Annotated in this window: 15 protein-coding genes, 1 pseudogene and 1 riboswitch; of the genes and pseudogenes, 13 read left to right on the forward strand and 3 right to left on the reverse strand. The window is 73.1% G+C overall.

Going from position 1 to position 19,482, the window contains the following annotated elements; genetic code table 11:
* Positions 1 to 253 precede the first annotated feature (253 nt).
* The gene (locus tag ACIRST_RS31675) at positions 254 to 1,912 is read left to right on the forward strand and encodes an APC family permease (protein WP_350524217.1); all 1,659 of its coding nucleotides are present in this window, start codon (positions 254 to 256) and stop codon (positions 1,910 to 1,912) included.
* Positions 1,913 to 2,125: 213 nt separating this feature from the next.
* Here the strand turns inward: ACIRST_RS31675 and ACIRST_RS31680 are convergent, their stop codons facing one another.
* Entirely contained in the window at positions 2,126 to 3,127 is a 1,002-nt protein-coding gene (locus ACIRST_RS31680; protein WP_350524216.1) for a class I SAM-dependent methyltransferase, read from the reverse strand.
* A gap of 391 nt (positions 3,128 to 3,518) precedes the next feature.
* On the opposite strand from ACIRST_RS31680, the pseudogene ACIRST_RS31685 reads away from it, so the two are divergent.
* Positions 3,519 to 4,039, forward strand: a pseudogene (locus ACIRST_RS31685) (DUF6624 domain-containing protein).
* 112 nt (positions 4,040 to 4,151) lie between these two features.
* Complete coding sequence (locus ACIRST_RS31690) at positions 4,152 to 5,579, forward strand: aldehyde dehydrogenase family protein (RefSeq protein ID WP_402806408.1); 1,428 nt, start codon at positions 4,152 to 4,154, stop codon at positions 5,577 to 5,579.
* 240 nt (positions 5,580 to 5,819) lie between these two features.
* Here the strand turns inward: ACIRST_RS31690 and ACIRST_RS31695 are convergent, their stop codons facing one another.
* On the reverse strand, positions 5,820 to 7,277 hold the full coding sequence (locus ACIRST_RS31695) for a glycine hydroxymethyltransferase (RefSeq protein WP_350524214.1): 1,458 nt from the start codon (positions 7,275 to 7,277) through the stop codon (positions 5,820 to 5,822).
* Positions 7,278 to 7,298: 21 nt separating this feature from the next.
* Positions 7,299 to 7,395: riboswitch (ZMP/ZTP riboswitch) on the reverse strand.
* A gap of 303 nt (positions 7,396 to 7,698) precedes the next feature.
* Between ACIRST_RS31695 and ACIRST_RS31700 the strand changes: the two genes are divergently transcribed.
* From ACIRST_RS31700 to ACIRST_RS31725, 6 genes are all read left to right on the forward strand, one after another.
* Complete coding sequence (locus ACIRST_RS31700; RefSeq protein ID WP_402806411.1) at positions 7,699 to 8,676, forward strand: ABC transporter permease; 978 nt, start codon at positions 7,699 to 7,701, stop codon at positions 8,674 to 8,676.
* Between the two features lie 141 nt (positions 8,677 to 8,817).
* The gene (locus tag ACIRST_RS31705) at positions 8,818 to 10,572 is read left to right on the forward strand and encodes an ABC transporter substrate-binding protein (RefSeq protein WP_402806414.1); all 1,755 of its coding nucleotides are present in this window, start codon (positions 8,818 to 8,820) and stop codon (positions 10,570 to 10,572) included.
* Positions 10,573 to 10,672: 100 nt separating this feature from the next.
* Positions 10,673 to 11,665, forward strand: a complete 993-nt coding sequence (locus ACIRST_RS31710) for an ABC transporter permease (RefSeq protein WP_402806417.1) — start codon at positions 10,673 to 10,675, stop codon at positions 11,663 to 11,665.
* A gap of 13 nt (positions 11,666 to 11,678) precedes the next feature.
* A complete protein-coding gene (locus tag ACIRST_RS31715) occupies positions 11,679 to 13,460 on the forward strand; it encodes an ABC transporter ATP-binding protein (protein WP_350524210.1) in 1,782 nt (593 codons plus the stop codon).
* A gap of 142 nt (positions 13,461 to 13,602) precedes the next feature.
* Positions 13,603 to 14,040 carry a cytidine deaminase gene (locus tag ACIRST_RS31720; protein ID WP_350524209.1) on the forward strand — a complete coding sequence of 146 codons (438 nt, stop codon included), beginning with the start codon at positions 13,603 to 13,605 and terminating at the stop codon, positions 14,038 to 14,040.
* A gap of 129 nt (positions 14,041 to 14,169) precedes the next feature.
* Entirely contained in the window at positions 14,170 to 14,733 is a 564-nt protein-coding gene (locus tag ACIRST_RS31725; protein WP_350524208.1) for an EF-hand domain-containing protein, read from the forward strand.
* Between the two features lie 109 nt (positions 14,734 to 14,842).
* On the opposite strand, the gene ACIRST_RS31730 is transcribed toward ACIRST_RS31725, so the two are convergent.
* Complete coding sequence (locus tag ACIRST_RS31730) at positions 14,843 to 15,967, reverse strand: EamA family transporter (RefSeq protein WP_350524207.1); 1,125 nt, start codon at positions 15,965 to 15,967, stop codon at positions 14,843 to 14,845.
* Positions 15,968 to 16,099: 132 nt separating this feature from the next.
* Here ACIRST_RS31730 and ACIRST_RS31735 point away from each other — a divergent pair, with 132 nt between their 5' ends.
* The 4 genes from ACIRST_RS31735 (at position 16,100) to ACIRST_RS31750 (ending at position 19,459) form a co-directional block, all read left to right on the forward strand.
* On the forward strand, positions 16,100 to 16,525 hold the full coding sequence (locus tag ACIRST_RS31735) for a gamma-glutamylcyclotransferase family protein (protein WP_402806423.1): 426 nt from the start codon (positions 16,100 to 16,102) through the stop codon (positions 16,523 to 16,525).
* A 182-nt stretch (positions 16,526 to 16,707) separates the two neighbouring features.
* Positions 16,708 to 17,961: a precorrin-6y C5,15-methyltransferase (decarboxylating) subunit CbiE gene (cbiE, locus tag ACIRST_RS31740; RefSeq protein ID WP_402806425.1), complete on the forward strand. Its 1,254-nt coding sequence runs from the start codon at positions 16,708 to 16,710 to the stop codon at positions 17,959 to 17,961.
* The gene (gene cobM / locus ACIRST_RS31745; RefSeq protein WP_350524204.1) at positions 17,958 to 18,719 is read left to right on the forward strand and encodes a precorrin-4 C(11)-methyltransferase; all 762 of its coding nucleotides are present in this window, start codon (positions 17,958 to 17,960) and stop codon (positions 18,717 to 18,719) included. Before cbiE ends, cobM begins: the two co-directional genes overlap by 4 nt.
* Positions 18,719 to 19,459, forward strand: a complete 741-nt coding sequence (locus tag ACIRST_RS31750; RefSeq protein ID WP_402806536.1) for a cobalt-precorrin-6A reductase — start codon at positions 18,719 to 18,721, stop codon at positions 19,457 to 19,459. The genes cobM and ACIRST_RS31750 overlap by 1 nt, the downstream gene beginning before the upstream one ends.
* Positions 19,460 to 19,482: the final 23 nt, after the last annotated feature.

Here is a 19,482-nt window from a genome sequence, read left to right on the forward strand (position 1 = left end):
TTTCCTTTTTCCCCGCCGACTCCCCGGCCGGCCCCGACCGCCACCCCCGTGGCGGCATGGCGCCGGCCTCTTCGCGGGGCCCGCCGGTCCGGAAACCGGACACGAGATGGCAACGATCGAACGGTTTGAGCTTCCTCTGAGGTATTCGCCCGTTTTTGGACCATAAGCTGCTGTGCGTTTGTCCGGAATACCGACTCAAAACAGCAAAAACACCGACACCACCCGATGAACCCCGAGCGAAAGGACCGATACGTTGAGTGAGCCCGATTCCTCGACGGCGTCTCACCAGAACTACCGCCGATCGCTCGGCACCATCAGCCTGACCGCGGTCGGGCTGGGGTCGATCATCGGATCCGGGTGGTTGTTCGGTGCCGAGCGGGCCGCCAAGCTCGCCGGGCCGGCCTCGATCCTCGCCTGGGTGATCGGTGCCGCGGTGGCGCTGACCATCGCCCTCACCTACAGCGAGCTGGGCTCGATGTTCCCCAAGGCCGGCGGCATGGTCCGGTACGGCCAGTACTCGCACGGCTCGCTGGCCGGCTACCTGGCGGCCTGGGCCAACTGGATCGCCATCGTCTCGGTCATCCCCGGTGAGGCCACCGCCTCCGTGCAGTACATGAGCTCCTGGCACTTCGGCTGGGCCAAGGGGCTCTTCAACGGTCAGGAGCTCACCCTCAGCGGTGTGGCGCTCGCCAGCGTGCTGCTGCTCGTCTACTTCGCCCTCAACTGGTTCGCGATCACGCTGTTCGCCAAGACCAACACGGCGATCACCGTCTTCAAGGTCGTCGTGCCGACGCTCACCGCCGGTGCGCTGCTGCTCGCGCACTTCGACACCGCGCACTTCACCGACCACGGCGGCTTCGCGCCGAACGGCTGGAGCGCGGTCTTCACCGCCGTCGCGGTCTCCGGCATCGTCTGGGCCTTCAACGGCTTCCAGTCGCCGCTGAACCTGGCCGGCGAGGCCAAGAACCCCGGCAAGTCGCTGCCCAAGGCCGTCATCGGCTCGATCCTGATCGCCCTGGTGATCTACGTCGCGCTGCAGATCGCCTTCCTCGGCGCCATCCCGGCCGCCGACCTCTCGGGCGGCTGGAGCAGCCTCTCCTACACCTCGCCGCTGGCCGACCTGGCCATCGCCTGGGGCATCAACTGGCTGGCGATCCTGCTCTACGCGGACGCCTTCGTCTCGCCCTCCGGCACCGGCATGATCTACGCCGCCACCACCTCGCGCATGATCCACGGCGTGCAGGAGAACGGCCACCTGCCGAAGCTCTTCGGCAAGGTCGACGCCAAGACCGGCATCCCGCGCCCGGCGCTGGTGCTCAACCTGGTCGTCGCCTTCCTGTTCCTCGCGGTCTTCCGCGGCTGGGGCTCGCTGGCCGAGATCGTCTCGGTGGCCACCGTGATCTCGTACATCACCGGCCCGGTCGCCGTGATGGCCCTGCGCCGCCTCGCCCCGGACCTGCCGCGCCCGGTGCGGCTGCGCGCCATGCCGGTCATCGCCCCGGTCGCGATGGTCTTCGGCTCGCTGGTGCTGTACTGGGCCCGCTGGCCGCTCACCGGCAAGGTCATCCTGCTGATGGCCGCCGGCCTGCCGATCTGGGCCTGGTACGAGCTGCGCAAGCCGTTCGCCGAGCTGAAGCCGCACCTCCTGGCCGGCGCCTGGATGGTCGCCTACCTGTTCGTGATGGCCGGAGTCTCCTGGGCCGGCAGCACCGACTTCGGCGGGCAGGGCTACCTGCCCGCGGGCTGGGACCTGCTGATCGTGGCCGCGATCGGGCTGGCGTTCTACTACTGGGGCGTCGCCAGCGCCTGGGCCAACCCCTCGCTGGCCACCGTCCGCCAGGAGATGGCGGACGACCAGGCCGCCCAGGACGCCCAGGCTCCCGTCGAGGCGGGCGAGCCCTCGCGGGTCTGAGCCACCGCAGCGCGTGACGTGCCGAAGGGCCGGTCGGATGTTCCGACCGGCCCTTCGGCGTCTTCGGAGCCGTACGACGGGGGAGCTGTGCGCCTTCCGGGACCGCACGGCTGCCTTCGTCGTCCTCAGCGTCGTCCTCGTGTCGACCTCGTGTCGTCCTCGTGTCGACCTCGGTGTCGTCCTCGGTGTCGTCCGAGGGGGCTCGCGCCCCGGTCAGCCGCGGCGGGCCCGGCGGATCGCGGAGGTGACGACCGGCGGCAGGAGGTCCCGGGCGGCGCGCTTGGCGACGTTGACGGGGCGGCGTGCCTCGGCGGCCCGGGCTCGTCTGGCGGCCAGGTCGACGGCGGCCTCGTCGTGGGCCGACCGGAGCGCCCGGCGGGCCTCGACCGCGGACTGGTCGGCCTCGCGCCGGGCGGCCTCGGCGGCCAGTCGCTCCCGGTGGCGGGAGCCGCGGAAGCGGTCGATGCCCTCCGAGTCACCGGTCATGCGCAGCACCTGGCGGCCGTTGACGGTCTCGGCGCTCAGCTGACAGCCGACCGCGAGGTCGACCCGCTCCAGCAGCTCGCGCTGGAACGGCTCCACGTCCCCCCAGGTGCCGTAGAACTTGCACTCGGTGAGCAGGATCGGCTTCAGCCCGTGGTTGAACACGGCCTCCCAGGTCGCGGCCGCCACGCCCGGGGTGTGCTGGGAACGGTAGTCGTCCAGCACGACGACGCCCTGCTCCTGCAGCGCGACCCGGGCGACCTGGAGGTCCCCCACGACGTGCTCGTACAGGTGGGAGGCGTCGATGTGGATGAAGCGGAACGCGCCGACGGGAATGTGGCCGCGGGACAGGACGGAGGTCGGCGCCTGGATGATCTCCGGCAGCTCGTCGTGGAAGGCGAGGTAGTTGCGCTCGAAGGCCTCGCGGGTCAGCGTCTTCCGGTAGGACAGGTCCATCTCGGCCGCGTTCTCCTCGTCGGGCGCGTCCGAGTCGAAGAGGTCGCAGACGGTGAACGTCTCGCCGGGCTGGAGGTGCTCGCCGATCACGATCGCGCTGCGGCCGAGGTAGGCCCCCATCTCCAGCAGATCGCCGGTGACACCGGCCTTCTCCTGACGCCCCAGGAACCAGTCGAAGGAATGCCGGTCGTGGTCCCAGAACCACCCCGGGACGTCATCCAGGCTCGCCGGCTCGGCGGCCTGCTGCGACTCGCCCGGGAACGCGGCGTCGGTCATGGAAGCTCCTTCGGGGCACGGGTGGACCTGTGGATCTCTAACCGGACCTCAGCGGAAGCAGGAGTTCCGGGCCGGTCGCAGAATGCGCCGACCCGACCGTACGCGCAGGCACGTCGAAGCGTCGTCAGCTTTAAACCCCCGCCGCTGAGTTCACTGCAATGTACCTGCGTGCCGACCACCGTGTGGAGGTCTTGGCGAGGGGAGTTTCCGGAACCGTCACGGAACCGCCGGAGGGTGAACACGGCGCATCCCGAGCGTGGATCCAGTATGTCCCGTTCGGGGCCCGCGGGGCACCGTCCCAGCGGATGATCTTCGTTCCGATTACCGCGCCTAGCGTTGGGGCCGGGCGGCCCTCGACAGGAGGGCCCGTACGGCGAGGAGCGTCGACGGCATGACGGAAGCACGGCGGAGCGAGCAGGACGGGGCGCTCGCCCGGGAGCTGGTCGCGATGATGGCCGAGGACGGGGCGAACGCCCGGTCGGCGAACAGCGCGGACCTGGCCGAGCAGGCGGCCTGGCGGCGGCTCACCGCCCGGCACGGCGACCGGCTCGCGGAGCTCATGGCGGAGCACGCTGGCCGACCGACCGGACCGTCGGCCCCGAGGCGGCGCGGGCGGCCTGGCTCGTCGCCCAGCACGCGGACCGGCAACTCGACGTCCAGCGGCGGGCGGTGGCGCTGATGGGCGAGGCCGTGGCGTGCGGCGAGGCGAGCCCGCGCGACCTCGCCTTCCTCCAGGACCGACTGGCCGTCAACGAGGGCCGTGAGCAGCGTTTCGGCACCCAGATCGGTGCGGTGACGGACGGTCGGCCGGTGCCGTGGCCGTGCGAGGAGCCTGAGCGGCTGGACGAGCGGCGCGCCGAGGTGGGCATCGAGCCGTTCGACGAGTACACCGCACGGTTCGCCCCACGCTGACCGGCAAGTCTGCCGGTCCGGATTGGCTCTTGCGCGCTGCCGCCCGGCCGTTTTGACTGGCCTCCGACGAGCACTGTCGGTCAATCGGCTGATCCCATGAGAGGACAACTCGGTGCAGGAGTACGCGGAGTACGGCGACCAGTACATCGACGGCTCTTGGCGGCCCTCCGGGGACCCCGGTTCGATCGCCGTGCTGAACCCCGCGACCGAGCAGGTGCTCGCCACCGTGCCGGCCGGTGGGACGGCCGACGTCGACGCGGCGGTGGCAGCGGCCCGCCGGGCCGCCCGGAGCTGGGCCGCGACCACCCGCGAGGAGCGGCTGGACCTGCTGACCCGGCTGCGGGACGGGCTCGCCGCCGCACAGAACGAGATCACCGGGACGGTGGTCGCCGAGCTGGGCGCCCCGGTCGGCTTCACCGCCGCCGTGCACGCCGGGCTGCCGCTGACCGTGGCGACCTCCTACCTGACCCTGCTCGCCGAACACCCCTTCGAGGAGCGGATCGGCAACTCGGTGGTGCACGCCGAGCCAGCCGGGGTGGTCGCGGCGATCACGCCGTGGAACTACCCGCTGCACCAGATCGTCGCCAAGGTCGTCCCCGCGCTGGCGGCCGGCTGCCCGGTGGTCCTCAAGCCCGCCGAGCAAACCCCGCTGGTGGCCCGGCTGTTCGCCCGGCTGGTGCACGAGGCGGGCTTCCCGGCCGGCGTGTTCAACCTGGTCACCGGCACCGGGGAGGCGGCGGGCGCGGCGCTCGTCGCCCACCCGGAGGTGGACGTGGTCTCCTTCACCGGCTCCACCGCCGTCGGCCGGCAGGTCGCCGCGACGGCCGGCCGGGACCTCAAGCGGGTCGCCCTGGAGCTGGGGGGCAAGTCGGCCAACGTGGTGCTGCCGGGCTCCAACATCACCCGCGCGGTCAAGGCCAACGTCGCCGGGGTCTTCGCCAACTCGGGCCAGACCTGCAGCGCCTGGACCCGCCTGCTGGTCCACGAGGACCAGTACGAGGAGGCCGTCGCCCGGGCCGCCAAGGCCGCCGCCCAGTACGTGCCCGGCGACCCGACCGACCCGCAGACCCGGATCGGTCCGGTGGTCAGCGCCGAGCAGCTGGCCCGGGTGCGCGGCTACATCGACGGCGCGCTGGCCGAGGGCGCCCGGCTGGTCGTCGGCGGCTCGGAGCCGGTCGCCGAACTGCCCACCGGCTTCTACGTCCGCCCGACCGTGCTCGCCGACGTGAAGCCGGACATGGCGGTCGCCCAGGAGGAGGTCTTCGGCCCGGTCCTGGTGATCCTCGCCTACCGCGACGAGGACCACGCCGTCGAGCTCGCCAACGGCACCCCGTACGGCCTGGCCGGCGGCGTCTGGGCCCGCGACACCGACACCGCCGCCGCCTTCGCCCGCCGCCTCGACACCGGCCAGGTCGACCTCAACGGCGGGCGCTTCAACCCCCTCGCCCCCTTCGGCGGCTACAAGAACTCCGGGCTCGGGCGCGAACTGGGGCGCCACGGGCTGGAGGAGTTCCTGCAGTACAAGTCGCTGCAGTACTAGCCGCCGCACCGGGGCGGACGTGGCCCGGGGCCGTCGGCGGAGGTGCCGGCGGCCCCGGACGTCCGGGTGCTCGGGGTGGTCCGGGTGCTCGGGGTGGTCCGGGTGCTCGGGGCTTTTCTGGCGTTGCCGGTGGTCCCGTTGGTTCAGGTGTTCCCGGCGTTCCCCGGCGTTCCCGGGCGTTCCCGGGCGTTCCCGGGCGTTTCAGGCGTTCCCGGCGAGTGCGGCAGCCCGGGGTGCCGGTCAGACCAGGTCGACGCCCGGGTAGAGCGGGTACGGGGCGAGGAGGTCGGCGGCGCGCTTGGCGGTGGCGTCGCGCAGGGCCGGGTCGAGGCTGTAGCCGGCCTTGGACGGGGTGCCGTTGGCGGCGGTGGTGGGGGTGGTGGCGCGCAGGACGGTGTCGATCAGCTCGGCGATCTCGTCCATCTCGGCGACGCCGAGGCCGCGGGTGGTGAGGGCCGGGGTGCCGATCCGGATGCCGGAGGTGTACCACGCGCCGTTCGGGTCCTGCGGGACGGAGTTGCGGTTGGTGACGATGCCCGAGTCGAGCAGCGCCGCCTCGGCCTGGCGGCCGGTCAGGCCGTAGCCGGAGACGTCGGCGAGCACGAGGTGGTTGTCGGTGCCGCCGGTGACCAGCGTGCCGCCGCGGCGCAGCAGGCCCTCGGCGAGCGCCCGGGCGTTGTCGACGACGGCGTGGGCGTAGGCCTGGAACTCGGGGCGGCGGGCCTCGGCGAAGGCGACGGCCTTGGCGGCCATGACGTGCGAGAGCGGGCCGCCGAGCACCAGCGGGCAGCCGCGGTCGACGTGTTCGGCCAGTTCGGCGGTGCAGAGCACCATGCCGCCGCGCGGGCCGCGCAGGGACTTGTGGGTGGTCGTGGTGACGATGTGGGCGTGCCGGACGGGGTCGTGGTCGCCGGTCAGCACCTTGCCCGCGACCAGGCCGGCGAAGTGCGCCATGTCGACCATCAGGGTGGCACCGACCTCGTCCGCGATCTCGCGCATGGTGCGGAAGTCCACCAGCCGCGGGTACGCGGAGTAGCCCGCCACGATGATCAGCGGGCGGAACTCGCGGGCGGTCTCGCGCAGCGCGTCGTAGTCGATCAGGCCGGTGACCGGGTCGGTGCCGTAGCTGCGCTGCTCGAACATCTTCCCCGAGATGTTGGGGCGGAAGCCGTGGGTGAGGTGGCCGCCGGTGTCCAGGGACATGCCGAGCATGCGCTGGTTGCCGAGCTCGTGGCGCAGCTTCGCCCAGTCCTCCTCGGTGAGGTCGTTGACGTTGCGGACCTCGGACCGCTCCAGGGCCGGGCTCTCGACCCGCTGGGAGAGGACGGCCCAGAAGGCGGTGAGGTTGGCGTCGATGCCGGAGTGCGGCTGGACGTAGGCGTGGTCGGCGCCGAACAGCTCGCGGGCGTGCTCGGCGGCGATGGCCTCGACGGTGTCGACGTTGCGGCAGCCCGCGTAGAAGCGGCGGCCGACGGTGCCCTCGGCGTACTTGTCGCTGAGCCAGTTGCCCATGGCGAGGAGGACGGCCGGGGAGGCGTAGTTCTCGCTGGCGATCAGCTTGAGCGAGGCGCGCTGGTCGGCGAGTTCCCGGCCGATGGCGGCGGCGATCCGCGGTTCGACGCCGGCGACCACGTCGAGGGCGCTGCGGAACGCGGTGTCGGCGGCGGGGGTCGCGGCGGTGTGGGGCTGCTGGGCCAAGGCGGTCTCCTGGTGGGGATTGCGGATGGCCCAGGCGCTCGGCAACTTCACGTGAGGTTTCACGAGGCCGCTTCCCGATGGTTGATTCCATCCCTACGCGCCAGTCGCAGCCCACCGGAATCGTAGCAACATCGGAGGGACTGTGGCGGAGGTCTCAGAATGCGGAACGGCCGGTCCGGTTTCATCGGATATGTCCGTTCCTCTGCAACGCCACTGTTTCGGCGAAATGAAGCCGCCACAATTCCCGAAACAGTCCCGCAGGAATTCCCCGGAGAGCCGTCGGAAGCGATTTGCGGAACGTCGGACGCATCCGATCGAATGGCGCTCGAACGGCCCCGGGAAACCACCGGATGCCGTACCGGAAATGCACACCAGCACACCCCCACCCACGGGGCGGCGGAGAATTCGGGGGTCATGCCTCATGGCAGCGGTCGACACAGTCCCAGTCCGCGCGGCCGGGCCCGCGGCCCCCGCGCCCCCGGGCCTGCTCCGCCGGCTCCTGCGGGACCGGGTCGGTGCCGCCGCGCTGGCCGTCGTCCTGCTGTTCCTGCTGCTCGCCGCGGCGGCCCCGCTGATCGCCGCGCTGTACGGGCGGAATCCGGTCGAGCACTACGGCCAGAACACTCCGGGCCTGCTCAGTGACGGTGGCCTGCCGATGCTGCCGAACGGCGGGATCTCCGGCGACTTCTGGTTCGGCCTGGAGCCCGGACTCGGCCGGGACGTCCTCACCCAGCTGCTGTACGGCATCCGCACCTCGCTGCTGATCGCTCTCGCCGCCGCCACCGTGACCACCGCCCTGGGCGTCCTGGCCGGTGTCGCGGTCGGCTATCTCGGCGGAATCGCGGACCGGCTGTTCGGATTCCTCGCCCATGTGCTGCTGGCCTTTCCGACACTGCTCCTGCTGCTCGCGCTCAGCCCGGTCATCGAGTCCCGACTGGTCGATCCGGGCACCGCGGAACCGGAGTGGATGCAGTTCCTGGTGCTGGTCCTGGTTTTCTCCGCGTTCGGCTGGATTCCGCTCGCGCTTTCCCTGCGGGCCGCCGTGCGCTCGCTCCGGGAAAGGGATTTCGTGCAGTCCGCCCGGGCCCAGGGCGCGAGCCGCTTCCACGTCGTCGTCCGCGAACTGCTGCCGAACGTCCGGTCGCAGCTCCTGGTGCACGCCACCATGGCAGTGCCGACGTACGTCGCCTCCGAGGCCGCGCTGTCCTTCCTCGGCGTCGGCATCACCGAGCCCGTCCCGGACTGGGGGCGGATGATCTCGCGCGGCTCCGAGGTCTTCCGGGCCGACCCGACGTACCTGGCCTTCCCCGGGGTGGCACTGCTGCTCTTCGTGATCGCCTTCAACCTGCTCGGCGACGCCGTCCGGGACGCGCTGGACCCGCGCTCCGGCACCCGCTGAGCGATCCGCGGCCCCTGCTCCGCCTTTCCTTTCCTTTCCGCTCCCTTCCGTTCTGTTCTGTTCCGTTACGCCCTTCCGTCCGTTCCCGTTCGTCACCCGAACCCTCCCGGCGCGATCCGCCGGGGCGAGGAGAGATTCGCCATGCGCTGGACCCGACCGTCCCTCGCCGTCATCGCCACCGCCCTGCTGGCAACCTCCTGCTCGGCCGGCGCGGGCAGCACCGGCTCCGCCGGCACCGGGGCCTCCGCCAAGGAGACCTCCCCGCTGACCGCCGCGCTCGGCACCGAGCAGGAGAGCGCCGGCCCCGCCCCCGCCGTCCCGGGCGCCCGTGCAGGCGGCACGGTCAACGTGTACAACAGCGTCGAGTTCCGCCACCTCGACCCGCAAAAGGTCTACGCCGGGGCCACCTACAACGCCTCGCTGCTCTGGGGACGGCAACTGACGCAGTATCAGGTCGTCGACGGCAAGGCCAAGTTGGTCGGCGACCTGGCCACCGACACCGGCACCCCGACCGACGGCGGGCGCACCTGGACCTACCGGCTCAAGCAGGGCGTGGCCTGGGAGGACGGCAAGCCGATCACCGCCCAGGACGTCAGGTACGGCATCGAGCGCACCTTCGGCAAGGGCTACGAGGTCGGCCCGCCCTACTGGCCGCAGTGGCTCACCGGCGCGGCCGACTACGAGGCGGCGCGGGCCGCGTACAAGGGCCCGCAGGACGGCGACCTGGCCGCGATCGAGACGCCGGACGAGCGCACCGTCGTCTTCCACTTCCCGCAGCCGCAGGCCGACGTGCCGTACATGGCCGCGCAGTCCTCCTCCTCACCGGTGCGCCGGGACAAGGACACCGGGACGGACTACGACCGGCAGCCGTTCGCCACCGGCCCGTACCGGATCGTCGAGCACGTCCAGAACACCCGCATGGTGCTGGAGCGCAATCCGGCCTGGAAGCCCGAGACCGACCCGATCCGCAACCAGTACCCGGAGCGGTTCGTCTTCACGTACGGCAAGGAGGCGCTCAACCTCAACCAGGAGATCCTCTCCGGACGGGACGGCGGCGCCGACGCCACCACGGCCGCCGACACCCTCTCCCCCGAGCTGTACCAGACGACCGACACCGACCCGAAGGCCCGCGAGCTGGTCGTCTCCGGCCGGCAGGGCGCCTTCGTCACCCAGCTGGTGATCAACAACGAGCGGGTGCCGGACGTCGAGGTCCGCAAGGCACTGCACCTGGCCTACCCGCGCCAGCAGGCCCGCCAGGTCCAGGGCGGCGCCCGCACCGGCGAACTCGCCACCACGCTCAGCTCGCCCGCGCTGATCGACTGGCAGAAGTACGACCTGTACCCGGCCAAGCCCGAGGGCGACCCGGAGGCGGCCAGGGCCGAGCTCGCCAAGGCCAAGCAGGCCCCGGGCAGCCTGACCTACGCGTACAGGAACACGCCGAACGGGCAGCGCGTCGCGCAGGTGCTGGTCGACGGCTTCGCCAAGGCGGGGATCACCGTCGTGCCCAAGCCGATCGACCCCAAGGCCTTCCTGGACGAGGTGCACCGCGCCGACTCCCCGTACGACCTGTTCGAGGAGACCTCGTCGGTCGACTGGCCCACGCCGTCCACGCTGGTCCCGTTCTCCTTCGACGGGCGCGCCGGCGGCGACATCAACTCCGCGCGCTACCGCAATCCGACGGTGGACGCGGAGATCGACCGGATCAACCGGATCGGCGAGCCGCGCGCCAAGGCCAAGGAGCTGTACGCGCTGGAGCAGACGGTGATGAAGGACGTGCCGGTGCTGCCGTTCGCCTACCCGACCGTCAGCCAGCTGCACGGCAGCAACGTCGGCGGGGCGTTCATCCACCCGATCTACGGGACGGTGTCGCTGGCCTGGCTGTACCTGAAGTCCTGAAGCTCTAAAGTCCGAAGGCCTCAAGTCCTGAGGTCTTGAGGCCTTCGGGCCTTGAGGTCCCGCCGTCTCCTTCCCCTGCCACCCCTCCCCCGGATCGGCCATGCTCTCCTTCGTCCTGCGGCGGACCGCCCAGGCCCTCGCCGTCCTGGTCGCGGTCTCCGCCGCCGCCTTCGCCCTCTTCTACGCCGCGCCCGCCGACCCGGCCCGCGCCGCCTGCGGTCCGCGCTGCGACAGCGGGCAGGTCGCAGCGGTGCGCCGGAGCATGGGCCTGGACCAGCCGCTCGTCGCCCAGTACACCGACTACCTGGCCGGGATCGTCGCCGGCCGGGACATCGACGACGTGGACGGCTCGACCATCCACTGCGCCGCACCCTGCCTCGGCTACTCCTACCGGCTGCACCAGCCGGTCAGCGAGGCCCTGGCCGACCACCTGCCGGTCACCTTCTCGCTGACCGCCGGGGCCCTGGCCGTCCTGCTGGTGCTCGGCCTCGGCACCGGATTCGTCTCCGCGCTGCGGCACGGACGGCGGACCGACCGGCTGCTCTCCGGCTTCACCCTGGTCGGCGCCAGCGTGCAGATCTACTTCCTCGGGTACATCGCGCAGTGGCTCCTGGTCTACTCCACCGGCCTGCTGCCGCTGCCCTCCTACACCCCGCCGGGCGAGGACCCGGCGGCCTGGGCGGGCGGGATGCTGCTCCCCTGGATCGTCCTCGGCTTCGTCAACTCGGCCGTCTTCGCACGGCTTTCGCGCTCGCAGCTGCTGGAGACGATGAACGAGGAGTACGTCCGCACGGCCCGCGGCAAGGGGCTCGGGCGGCTGCGCGCCCACCTCAAGTACACCTCGCGCGGCGCCGCCGGGCCGCTGGTGCAGCTGCTCGGCCTGGAGGCCGGGGCGCTGCTCGGCGGGGCGGTGATCACCGAGACGGTGTTCGGGCTGAACGGGGTCGGGCGGTTCGCCGCGCAGGCCGTCGCCGGGCAGGACCTGCCCGCCGTCGTCGGCGCGGTGCTGCTGGCCGCCTGCTTCGTGGTGCTGTTCGTCGCGCTGGCCGACCTCGCGGTGGCCTGGCTCGACCCGCGTGTCCGGCTGAGCTGAGGGGAACGGTTCGATGAAGTCCACTGCCACGAGGGCCGCCGGCACGAGGGTCGCCGGCACGAGGTCCGTCGGCACGGCCACTGCCACTGCCGCCGACACGGGTGTCGGCGCCGACGGTGCCGTGCCGGGTCTCGACCGGAGCACGGCCGAGCCGGTGCTGAGCGTCCGCGACCTGACCGTCAGCTTCGCCGACCCACGCGGCGGCCCGCCGGTGACCGCCGTCCAAGGGCTGTCCTTCGACCTCGCCCCGGGTGAAGTCCTGGGCCTGGTCGGCGAATCGGGCTCGGGCAAGTCGACGGTCGGCCTCGCCGTCCTCGGCCTGCACGACCCGCGCACCACCACCGTCTCCGGTTCGATCCGGCTGGGCGGACAGGAGCTGGTCGGTGCCGGGGAGGCGACGCTGCGCGCGGTGCGGGGCGGCCGGGCCGCCCTGGTCTTCCAGGACGCGCTCACCTCGCTCAGCCCCTTCCACGGTGTCGGCGCCCAACTCGCCGAGGCGTACCGCCTGCACCACCCCGGGGCGGGCCGCGCCGAAGCCCGTCGGCGGGCGGTGGAGATGCTCGACCGGGTCGGCATCCCGGCGGCCCGGGTGCGCGACCACCCGCACCGGTTCTCGGGCGGGATGCGGCAACGCGTGATGATCGCGATGGCGCTGATGAACGACCCGCAGCTGCTGATCGCCGACGAGCCGACCACCGCCCTGGACGCCCGCGTCCAGCGGCAGGTCCTCGACCTGCTGGGCGAGTTGCAGCGCGAGCACGGCACCGCGGTGCTGCTGGTCAGCCACGACCTGGGCGTGGTGGCCGGCACGACGGACCGCACGCTGGTGCTGCGCGGCGGCGTCCGGGTCGAGTCCGCGCCGACCGCCGACCTGCTGGCCGCACCGCGCGAGCCGTACACCCGGGCGCTGGTGGGAGCGGCGCTCCGCCTCGACTCCGTACCCGGCACGGCTCTGCCGACAGTCGACGACCCGTCACCTCGGCGGTCGTTCCGGCCGAGGGTCGTCGAGCGGCCCGCGCGGTGGCTGGTCGAGGTGGACGACCTCACCGTGCACTTCCCCGGGCGGCGGCGCCTCCCCGGCCTGCGGGCCGAGCCGGTCCGGGCGGTCGAGGGCGTGGGCCTGCGGATCGCGCCCGGCGAGACGGTCGGCCTGGTCGGCGAGTCGGGCTCCGGCAAGTCCACCACCTCGCGGGTCCTGGCCGGCCTGCAACGACCCACCGGCGGACGGGTCTCGTACGACGGCCGGGACGTCACCCGCCCGGACCGGGAGCTGCGGCGCCGCCTCGGCCGCGAGATCCAGCTGGTCTTCCAGGACCCGTACGCCTCGCTCAATCCGCGCCGCACCGTCGCCCAGACCCTCGACACCCCGCTGCGCCTGCACACCCCGCTGACCGCGCCCGAACGGCGGGAGCGCTCCGCCGAACTGCTGGAGCAGGTCGGACTGGAGGCCGCGCACCTGGACCGCTACCCGCACGAGTTCTCCGGCGGGCAGCGCCAGCGGATCGGCATCGCCCGGGCCCTGGCGCCCCGGCCGCGGCTGATCATCGCGGACGAGCCGGTCTCGGCGCTCGACGTGTCGGTGCAGGCGCAGGTGCTCAACCTGTTGATGGAGCTGCGCGAACGCCTCGGCGTGGCCTTCCTGTTCGTCTCCCACGACCTGGCCGTGGTCCGGCACTTCTGCGACCGGGTGGCGGTGATGCACGGGGGCCGGCTGGTGGAGTCCACCGACCGGGACCGGCTGTTCGCCGCGCCGCACACCGACTACACCCGGGAGCTGCTGGCGTCGGCGCACTGAGGGCGCGGGGGTGGAGGCGGCGGGGACACGGGAGCAGCGGGGACACGGGGGGAGGCGGCGGCAAAAGGGTTGGCACGATCGACGGCGGGTGGATCATGATCCAGCCCTGTCAGGTCCGACCGGAGAGCAAGGTGCGACGAACATGGTGAACACGACGAATGCGGCGGACACGGCGAGCGGCAACGGGGCGCCCGTGGACGAGGAGCTCGTCGCGGCGGCGCTGGAGGTGGCGCGGCGGTACGCGCGGGGTGACAACCACACCGTGGCGGCGGCCGGGCGCAATGCCGACGGGCGGATCGTCACCGCCCTGAACGCCTACCACTTCACCGGCGGGCCGTGCGCCGAGCTGGTGCTCATCGGCGCGGCGGCCGGGCAGGGGGCGTACGAGCTCACCACCGTCGTGGCGGTCGGCGACCGGGAGCGCGGGGTGATCCCGCCGTGCGGGCGCTGCCGCCAGGTGCTGTTGGACTACTTCCCGGAGGTGCGGATCGTCGTCGGGCAGGGGGCCGACCTGCGTACCGTGCCGGTGGCGGACCTGCTGCCGGAGACGTACGTCTGGGCCGACCACCAGGTCGACTGAGGGCTGCGGGGCGCGGGGCGGCACGGCCCTGCGTTCGCCCTTCGTTCGGCTGCGCGAGCGCGACCCGAGGCGTTAGCGTGCAGGCGATGTGACGTAGGAGACCCAGGAACCGCCAGCCGAGGGGACACATTGTCGGACGACCTTCTCATCGCAAAGATCAACCACGGCTTCGACCACCTCGACGCCGACGGCGACGGCCTCATCACCGAACGGGACCACGTCCTGATGGGCCACTCGGTGGCCCGCTCGCTCGGGCACCAGGAGGGCTCGGAGGCGGAAGCCGTCATCGTCCGCGCCTACCTGACGATCTGGCACGACCTGCACCTCGCCCGGCTGCCCGCCGGCACCGAGGCGATCACCCGGCAGCAGTTCGTCGTCTCGACCGGCTCGCTCGTCGACGACCCCGAGGCCGCCCGGGACATCCTCGGGGCACTCGCCGAGGCCTTCCTCGCCGTCGCCGACGCCGACCGCAGCGGAACGGTGGACGCCGGCGAGTTCTTCGTCTTCCAGCGCGGCCACTTCGCCGGCCTGTGCCGCGACGACGCCGACGAGGCCTTCCGCCACCTCGACACCGACGGCGACGGCGTGCTGTCCGCGACCGAGTTCACCAACGCGATCATCGAGTACTGGACCAGCCGCGACCCCGACGCACCCGGCAACTGGTGGACGGGGAAGCCCCCGCACGCCTTCTGAGCCGGGCCTCGGCCCCGCGCCTCCGACCTGCACGAACCCGGGGCCGCCCCCGCGAGCCGGAAGCTCGGGGGCGGCCCCGCGACCGTCACCCCGACGGCGGCTCGTCACCTCACCGACGCCCGGACACGCCCTTCGCCGGAGGCGTCGACGACGGACCGCGCCGCGGCCGCCGGCTGACGCTCACCACCAGGCAGACGCCCACGACCACGATCGCCCCGCCCGCCAGGGTGGGGCCGGTCAGCGGCTCGGCCAGGATCAGCCAGCCCAGCAGCACGGCGACCACCGGGTTCACGTACGCGTAGGTGGCGACCAGTGTCAGCGGCGCCGAGCGCAGCAGCCAGGCGTACGCGGTGAAGGCGAGCAGCGAGCCGAACAGCACCAGGTAGGCGAGGGCCAGCCAGGAGCGGCCGGAGACGGCTGCCGGGTCCAGCCCGTGCTGCTCGCCGCGGACCAGGCCGATCACCAGATCGCAGAGGCCGCCGGCCAGCATCTGGTAGGCGCTCGCGGCCAGCACGTTGCCCGGCATCGGGACCTTCTTGCTCGCGAACGAGCCGGACGCCCAGAGCAGCGTGGCGCAGATGATCAGGATCACGCCGAGCGGCTCGACGGACCCGCCGATCGCCGGGGCCGAGAGCACCCCGAGGCCGACCAGCCCGAGCAGCACACCGACGAGTTCGGCCGGCTTCGGACGCTCGCCGCCGAAGGACGTCAGCACCACCATCCACAGCGGGACGGCGGCCACCAGCAGGGCCGCCAGGCCGGACGGGACGGAGGTCTCGCCCAGGACCACCAGTCCGTTCCCGCCGGTCAGCAGCAGCACGCCGACCAGGGCGGAGGAGGCCAGCTGGCGCCCGCTCACCTTCAGCCCGGCCGGGCCCTGACGCACCAGCAGGTAGCCGGTCAGCAGGAGCCCTGCCACGAGGAAGCGGGCGGCGGCGGAGAGGAAGGAGGGCATCGTCTCCACCGCGATCCGGATCGCCAGGTAGGTCGAGCCCCAGACGACGTAGACCACGGCGAGCGCGAGCCAGACCGCGCCGCCCAGGCGGGCGGCCGGGCGGGCGTCCTTGAGCAGGGAGGGGACGGCGTCGCCCAGCGGGGAGGGGACGGCGTCGTCGACCGGGGTGGCGGCGGCGTCGCCCAGCGGGGAGGGAACGGCGTCGTCGACCGGGGTGGGGATGGCGTCGGACGGCGGGTCGGGGGTGGTGGCCGGTTGTGAGGAAGCGGGCGGTGTCATGTGTGTCCCCCTTGAATGGTGCTGGCCGAACATCCGATATGACAGCGCATCGACGGCCCGGTGCGCCAGTCGGTATCACGAATCGGACCGGAGCACGTACCGTGGGCGCTCCCCAGCCAGGAGGTCGAACCCGTGTCCGCATCCGACGAGGACCTGCCCTTCTTCGTCTACGGAACCCTGCGCAGCGGCGGCCGCAACCACGCGGTGCACCTGGCCGGACGCTGTGCGGACATCCGCCCGGCGGTGCTGGAGGGCGCCGCGCTGCACGCGGGCCCCGGCTTCCCGTACGCGCTGCTCGATGCGAGGCCCGGGCGCCGGATCCTGGGCGAGCTGATCACCGTACGCCCGGGCGCGTACGCCGGAGCGCTGGCGGACCTGGACGTGCTGGAGGAGTGCCGGGCGGACGGAACCGGGCTGTACGTGCGGCGGCGGCTGGCGGTGCGGACGGCGGCGGGCGGGTCGAGGGAGGCCTGGGTCTACCTCGCCGGGCCGGCCGTGGCGGCGCGGCTCCGGGAGCGGCCGGCGCTGATCGCGTCGGGGGACTGGGCGGACAGGTGATACGTGACAGGTGACAGCTTTCAGATTTCAGATTTCAGCGAACAGAGTTTGAAATCTGTCAGCTGTTCTCCGTTGCCCGCCGGCAGTCGGCTGACCCCCCGGACCCGCCCGGATACCGCCAGGTAGGCTGCCCCGACCAGCAGGATCGCTGGACCCCGGACCGAACGACGAGGAGCCACCCGGTGCCCGAGCTGCCACCCCCGATCACCGTCGTCGGGATCGGGGCCGACGGCTGGCCCGGCCTCGCCGCCACCTCCCGGGCCGCGCTGCGGGACGCCGAGGTGGTCGTCGGCGGCCCCCGCCAACTGGACCTCCTCCCCGCAGACGAGGTCACCGCCGAGCGCGTCCCCTGGCCGTCCCCGCTGCGCCCCGCCGTCCCCGCCCTGTTCGCCGCCCACGCCGACCGCCGCGTCGTCGTCCTGGCCAGCGGCGACCCGATGTTCTACGGCATCGGCCGCACCCTCGCCGAGACCCTCGGCGCCGAGCGGCTGCGCGTCCTGCCGCACCCCTCCTCCGTCTCCCACGCCTGCGCCCGGCTCGGCTGGCCGCTGGAGGCGACCGAGGTGGTCAGCCTGGTCGGCCGCCCGCTGGACACCCTCGCGCTCACCCTCCACCCCGGCCGCCGCCTGCTGGTGCTCAGCGCCGACGCCGCCACCCCGGCCGCCGTCGCCGCGCTGCTCACCGCGCGCGGCTACGGAACCGCCCGGCTGCGGGTCCTCGAACAGCTCGGCTCCCCCGCCGAACGGCACCTGGACGGCCCGGCCGACGGCTGGCCGCACCCGCCCGGCGACACACTGAACCTCATCGCCGTCGACCTCGGCGACGGCCCCCGCAGCTCCCTCGTCCCCGGCCTGCCCGACGCCGCGTACGAGAGCGACGGACAGCTCACCAAGCGCCACGTCCGCGCCGCCACCCTCGCCACGCTCGCCCCCTCCCCCGGCGAGCTGCTCTGGGACGTCGGCGGCGGCTCGGGCTCGATCGCCATCGAGTGGCTGCGCGCCCACCGCGACTGCCAGGCCGTCAGCGTCGAGCGCGACCCGGTGCGCGCCGAGCGGATCACCCGCAACGCCGCCGCGCTCGGCGTGCCCCGACTGCGCGTGGTGACCGGCCGCGCCCCCGCCGCGCTCGCCGAACTCCCCACCCCCGACGCCGTGTTCATCGGCGGCGGCCTCACCGCGCCCGGCCTGCTGGACGGTTGCTGGGCCGCACTGCGGCCGGGCGGCCGGCTGGTCGCCAACACCGTGACCCTGGAGTCCGAGGCGCTGCTCACCGAGTGGTACCGGCGGCACGGCGGCGAGCTCGTCAAGCTGGCCGTCGCCCACGCCGTCCCGGTGGGCGGCTTCACCGGCTGGCGCCAGGCCATGCCGGTCACCCAGTGGTCCGCCGTCAAACCCGAAACCGGCACGCCCAACACCCGCCAGGAGGACGCCTCGTGACCGTCTACTTCATCGGAGCCGGCCCGGGTGCCGCCGACCTGATCACCTTGCGCGCCCAGCGGCTCCTGGCCCGCGCCGAGGTCTGCCTGTACGCCGGCAGCCTCGTCCCGGAGGAGCTCCTGGCCGAGTGCCCGCCCGGCGCCCGCCTGGTCGACACCGCCAACCTGACCCTGGACACGATCATCGACGAGATGACCAGCGCGTCCGACCAGGGCAAGGACGTGGCCCGGCTGCACTCCGGCGACCCGTCCGTCTTCTCCGCGGTCGCCGAGCAGATGCGCCGCCTGGACGCGGTGGGCATCCCGTACGAGGTCGTCCCCGGCGTGCCCGCCTTCGCCGCCGCCGCGGCCGCGCTGAAGCGGGAGTTGACCGTGCCGACCGTCGGCCAGACCGTCATCCTCACCCGGATCGCCAAGCGCGCCACGCCCATGCCCGAGGGCGAGGACCTCGCCACCCTCGGCCGCAGCGGCGCCCTGCTGGTGCTGCACCTGGCCGCCGGGTACGTGGACGACGTGGTCGAGCAGCTGCTCCCGCACTACGGCGCCGACTGCCCGGCCGCCGTCGTCGCGATGGCCAGCCGCCCGGACGAGCTGGTGCTGCGCGGCACCGTCGGCGACATCGCCGGGCAGGTCAAGGCGGCGGGCGTGGTCCGCACCGCCGTCATCCTCGTCGGCCGGACGCTGGCCGCCGAACAGTTCCGCGACAGCCACCTCTACTCGGCGGACCGCGAGCGGCCGCACGAGCCCTGCGGGTCGTGATGCGCCACCTGCTCGTCCTCGGCGGGACGACGGAGGGCCGGGAGCTGGCCGCCGCCCTCGACGGCCGACCGGCCCTGCGGGTCACCAGCTCGCTGGCCGGCCGGGTCGCCAACCCCCGACTGCCCGCCGGGGAGGTGCGGATCGGCGGGTTCGGCGGCCCGGAGGGTCTGGCCGACTGGCTGCGCGCCGAGCGGGTGGACGCCGTCGTCGACGCCACCCACCCGTTCGCGGCCGGCATGTCGCAGAACGCGGCCCTCGCGGCGGCCGCCACCGGCGTACCGCTGCTGGTGCTCCGCCGCCCCGGCTTCACCCCCGTGGAGGGGGACCGCTGGCTCCCCGTCCCCTCGCTCGCCGCGGCGGCCGACCTGCTGCCACGGCGCGGTGAGCGGGTCCTGCTGACCACCGGACGGCAGGGCATCGCCGCCTTCGCCCACGTCGACGGGGTGCACTTCATCGCCCGCTCGGTCGACCCGCCCGAGCCGCCGCTGCCGCCCTCCTTCGAAGTCCTGCTGGACCGCGGCCCGTTCACGGTCCAGGGCGAGGAGGCGCTGTTGCGCGCGCACCGCATCGACGTCCTGGTCACCAAGGACAGCGGCGGCGCCGCGACCGCGCCCAAGCTGACCGCCGCCCGCGGGCTCCGGCTGCCCGTCGTCATCGTGGAGCGCCCCCCGGTGCCGGACGGCGTGCCGGTCGTTCCGGACGTGGCGGGCGCGGTGCACTGGCTGGAGCAGCTCGGCTGAGTCCGGTCCGTGGAAAAGCCGGG

The organism is Kitasatospora sp. NPDC101447, from assembly GCF_044767225.1.
Taxonomy (GTDB): Bacteria; Actinomycetota; Actinomycetes; order Streptomycetales; family Streptomycetaceae; genus Kitasatospora.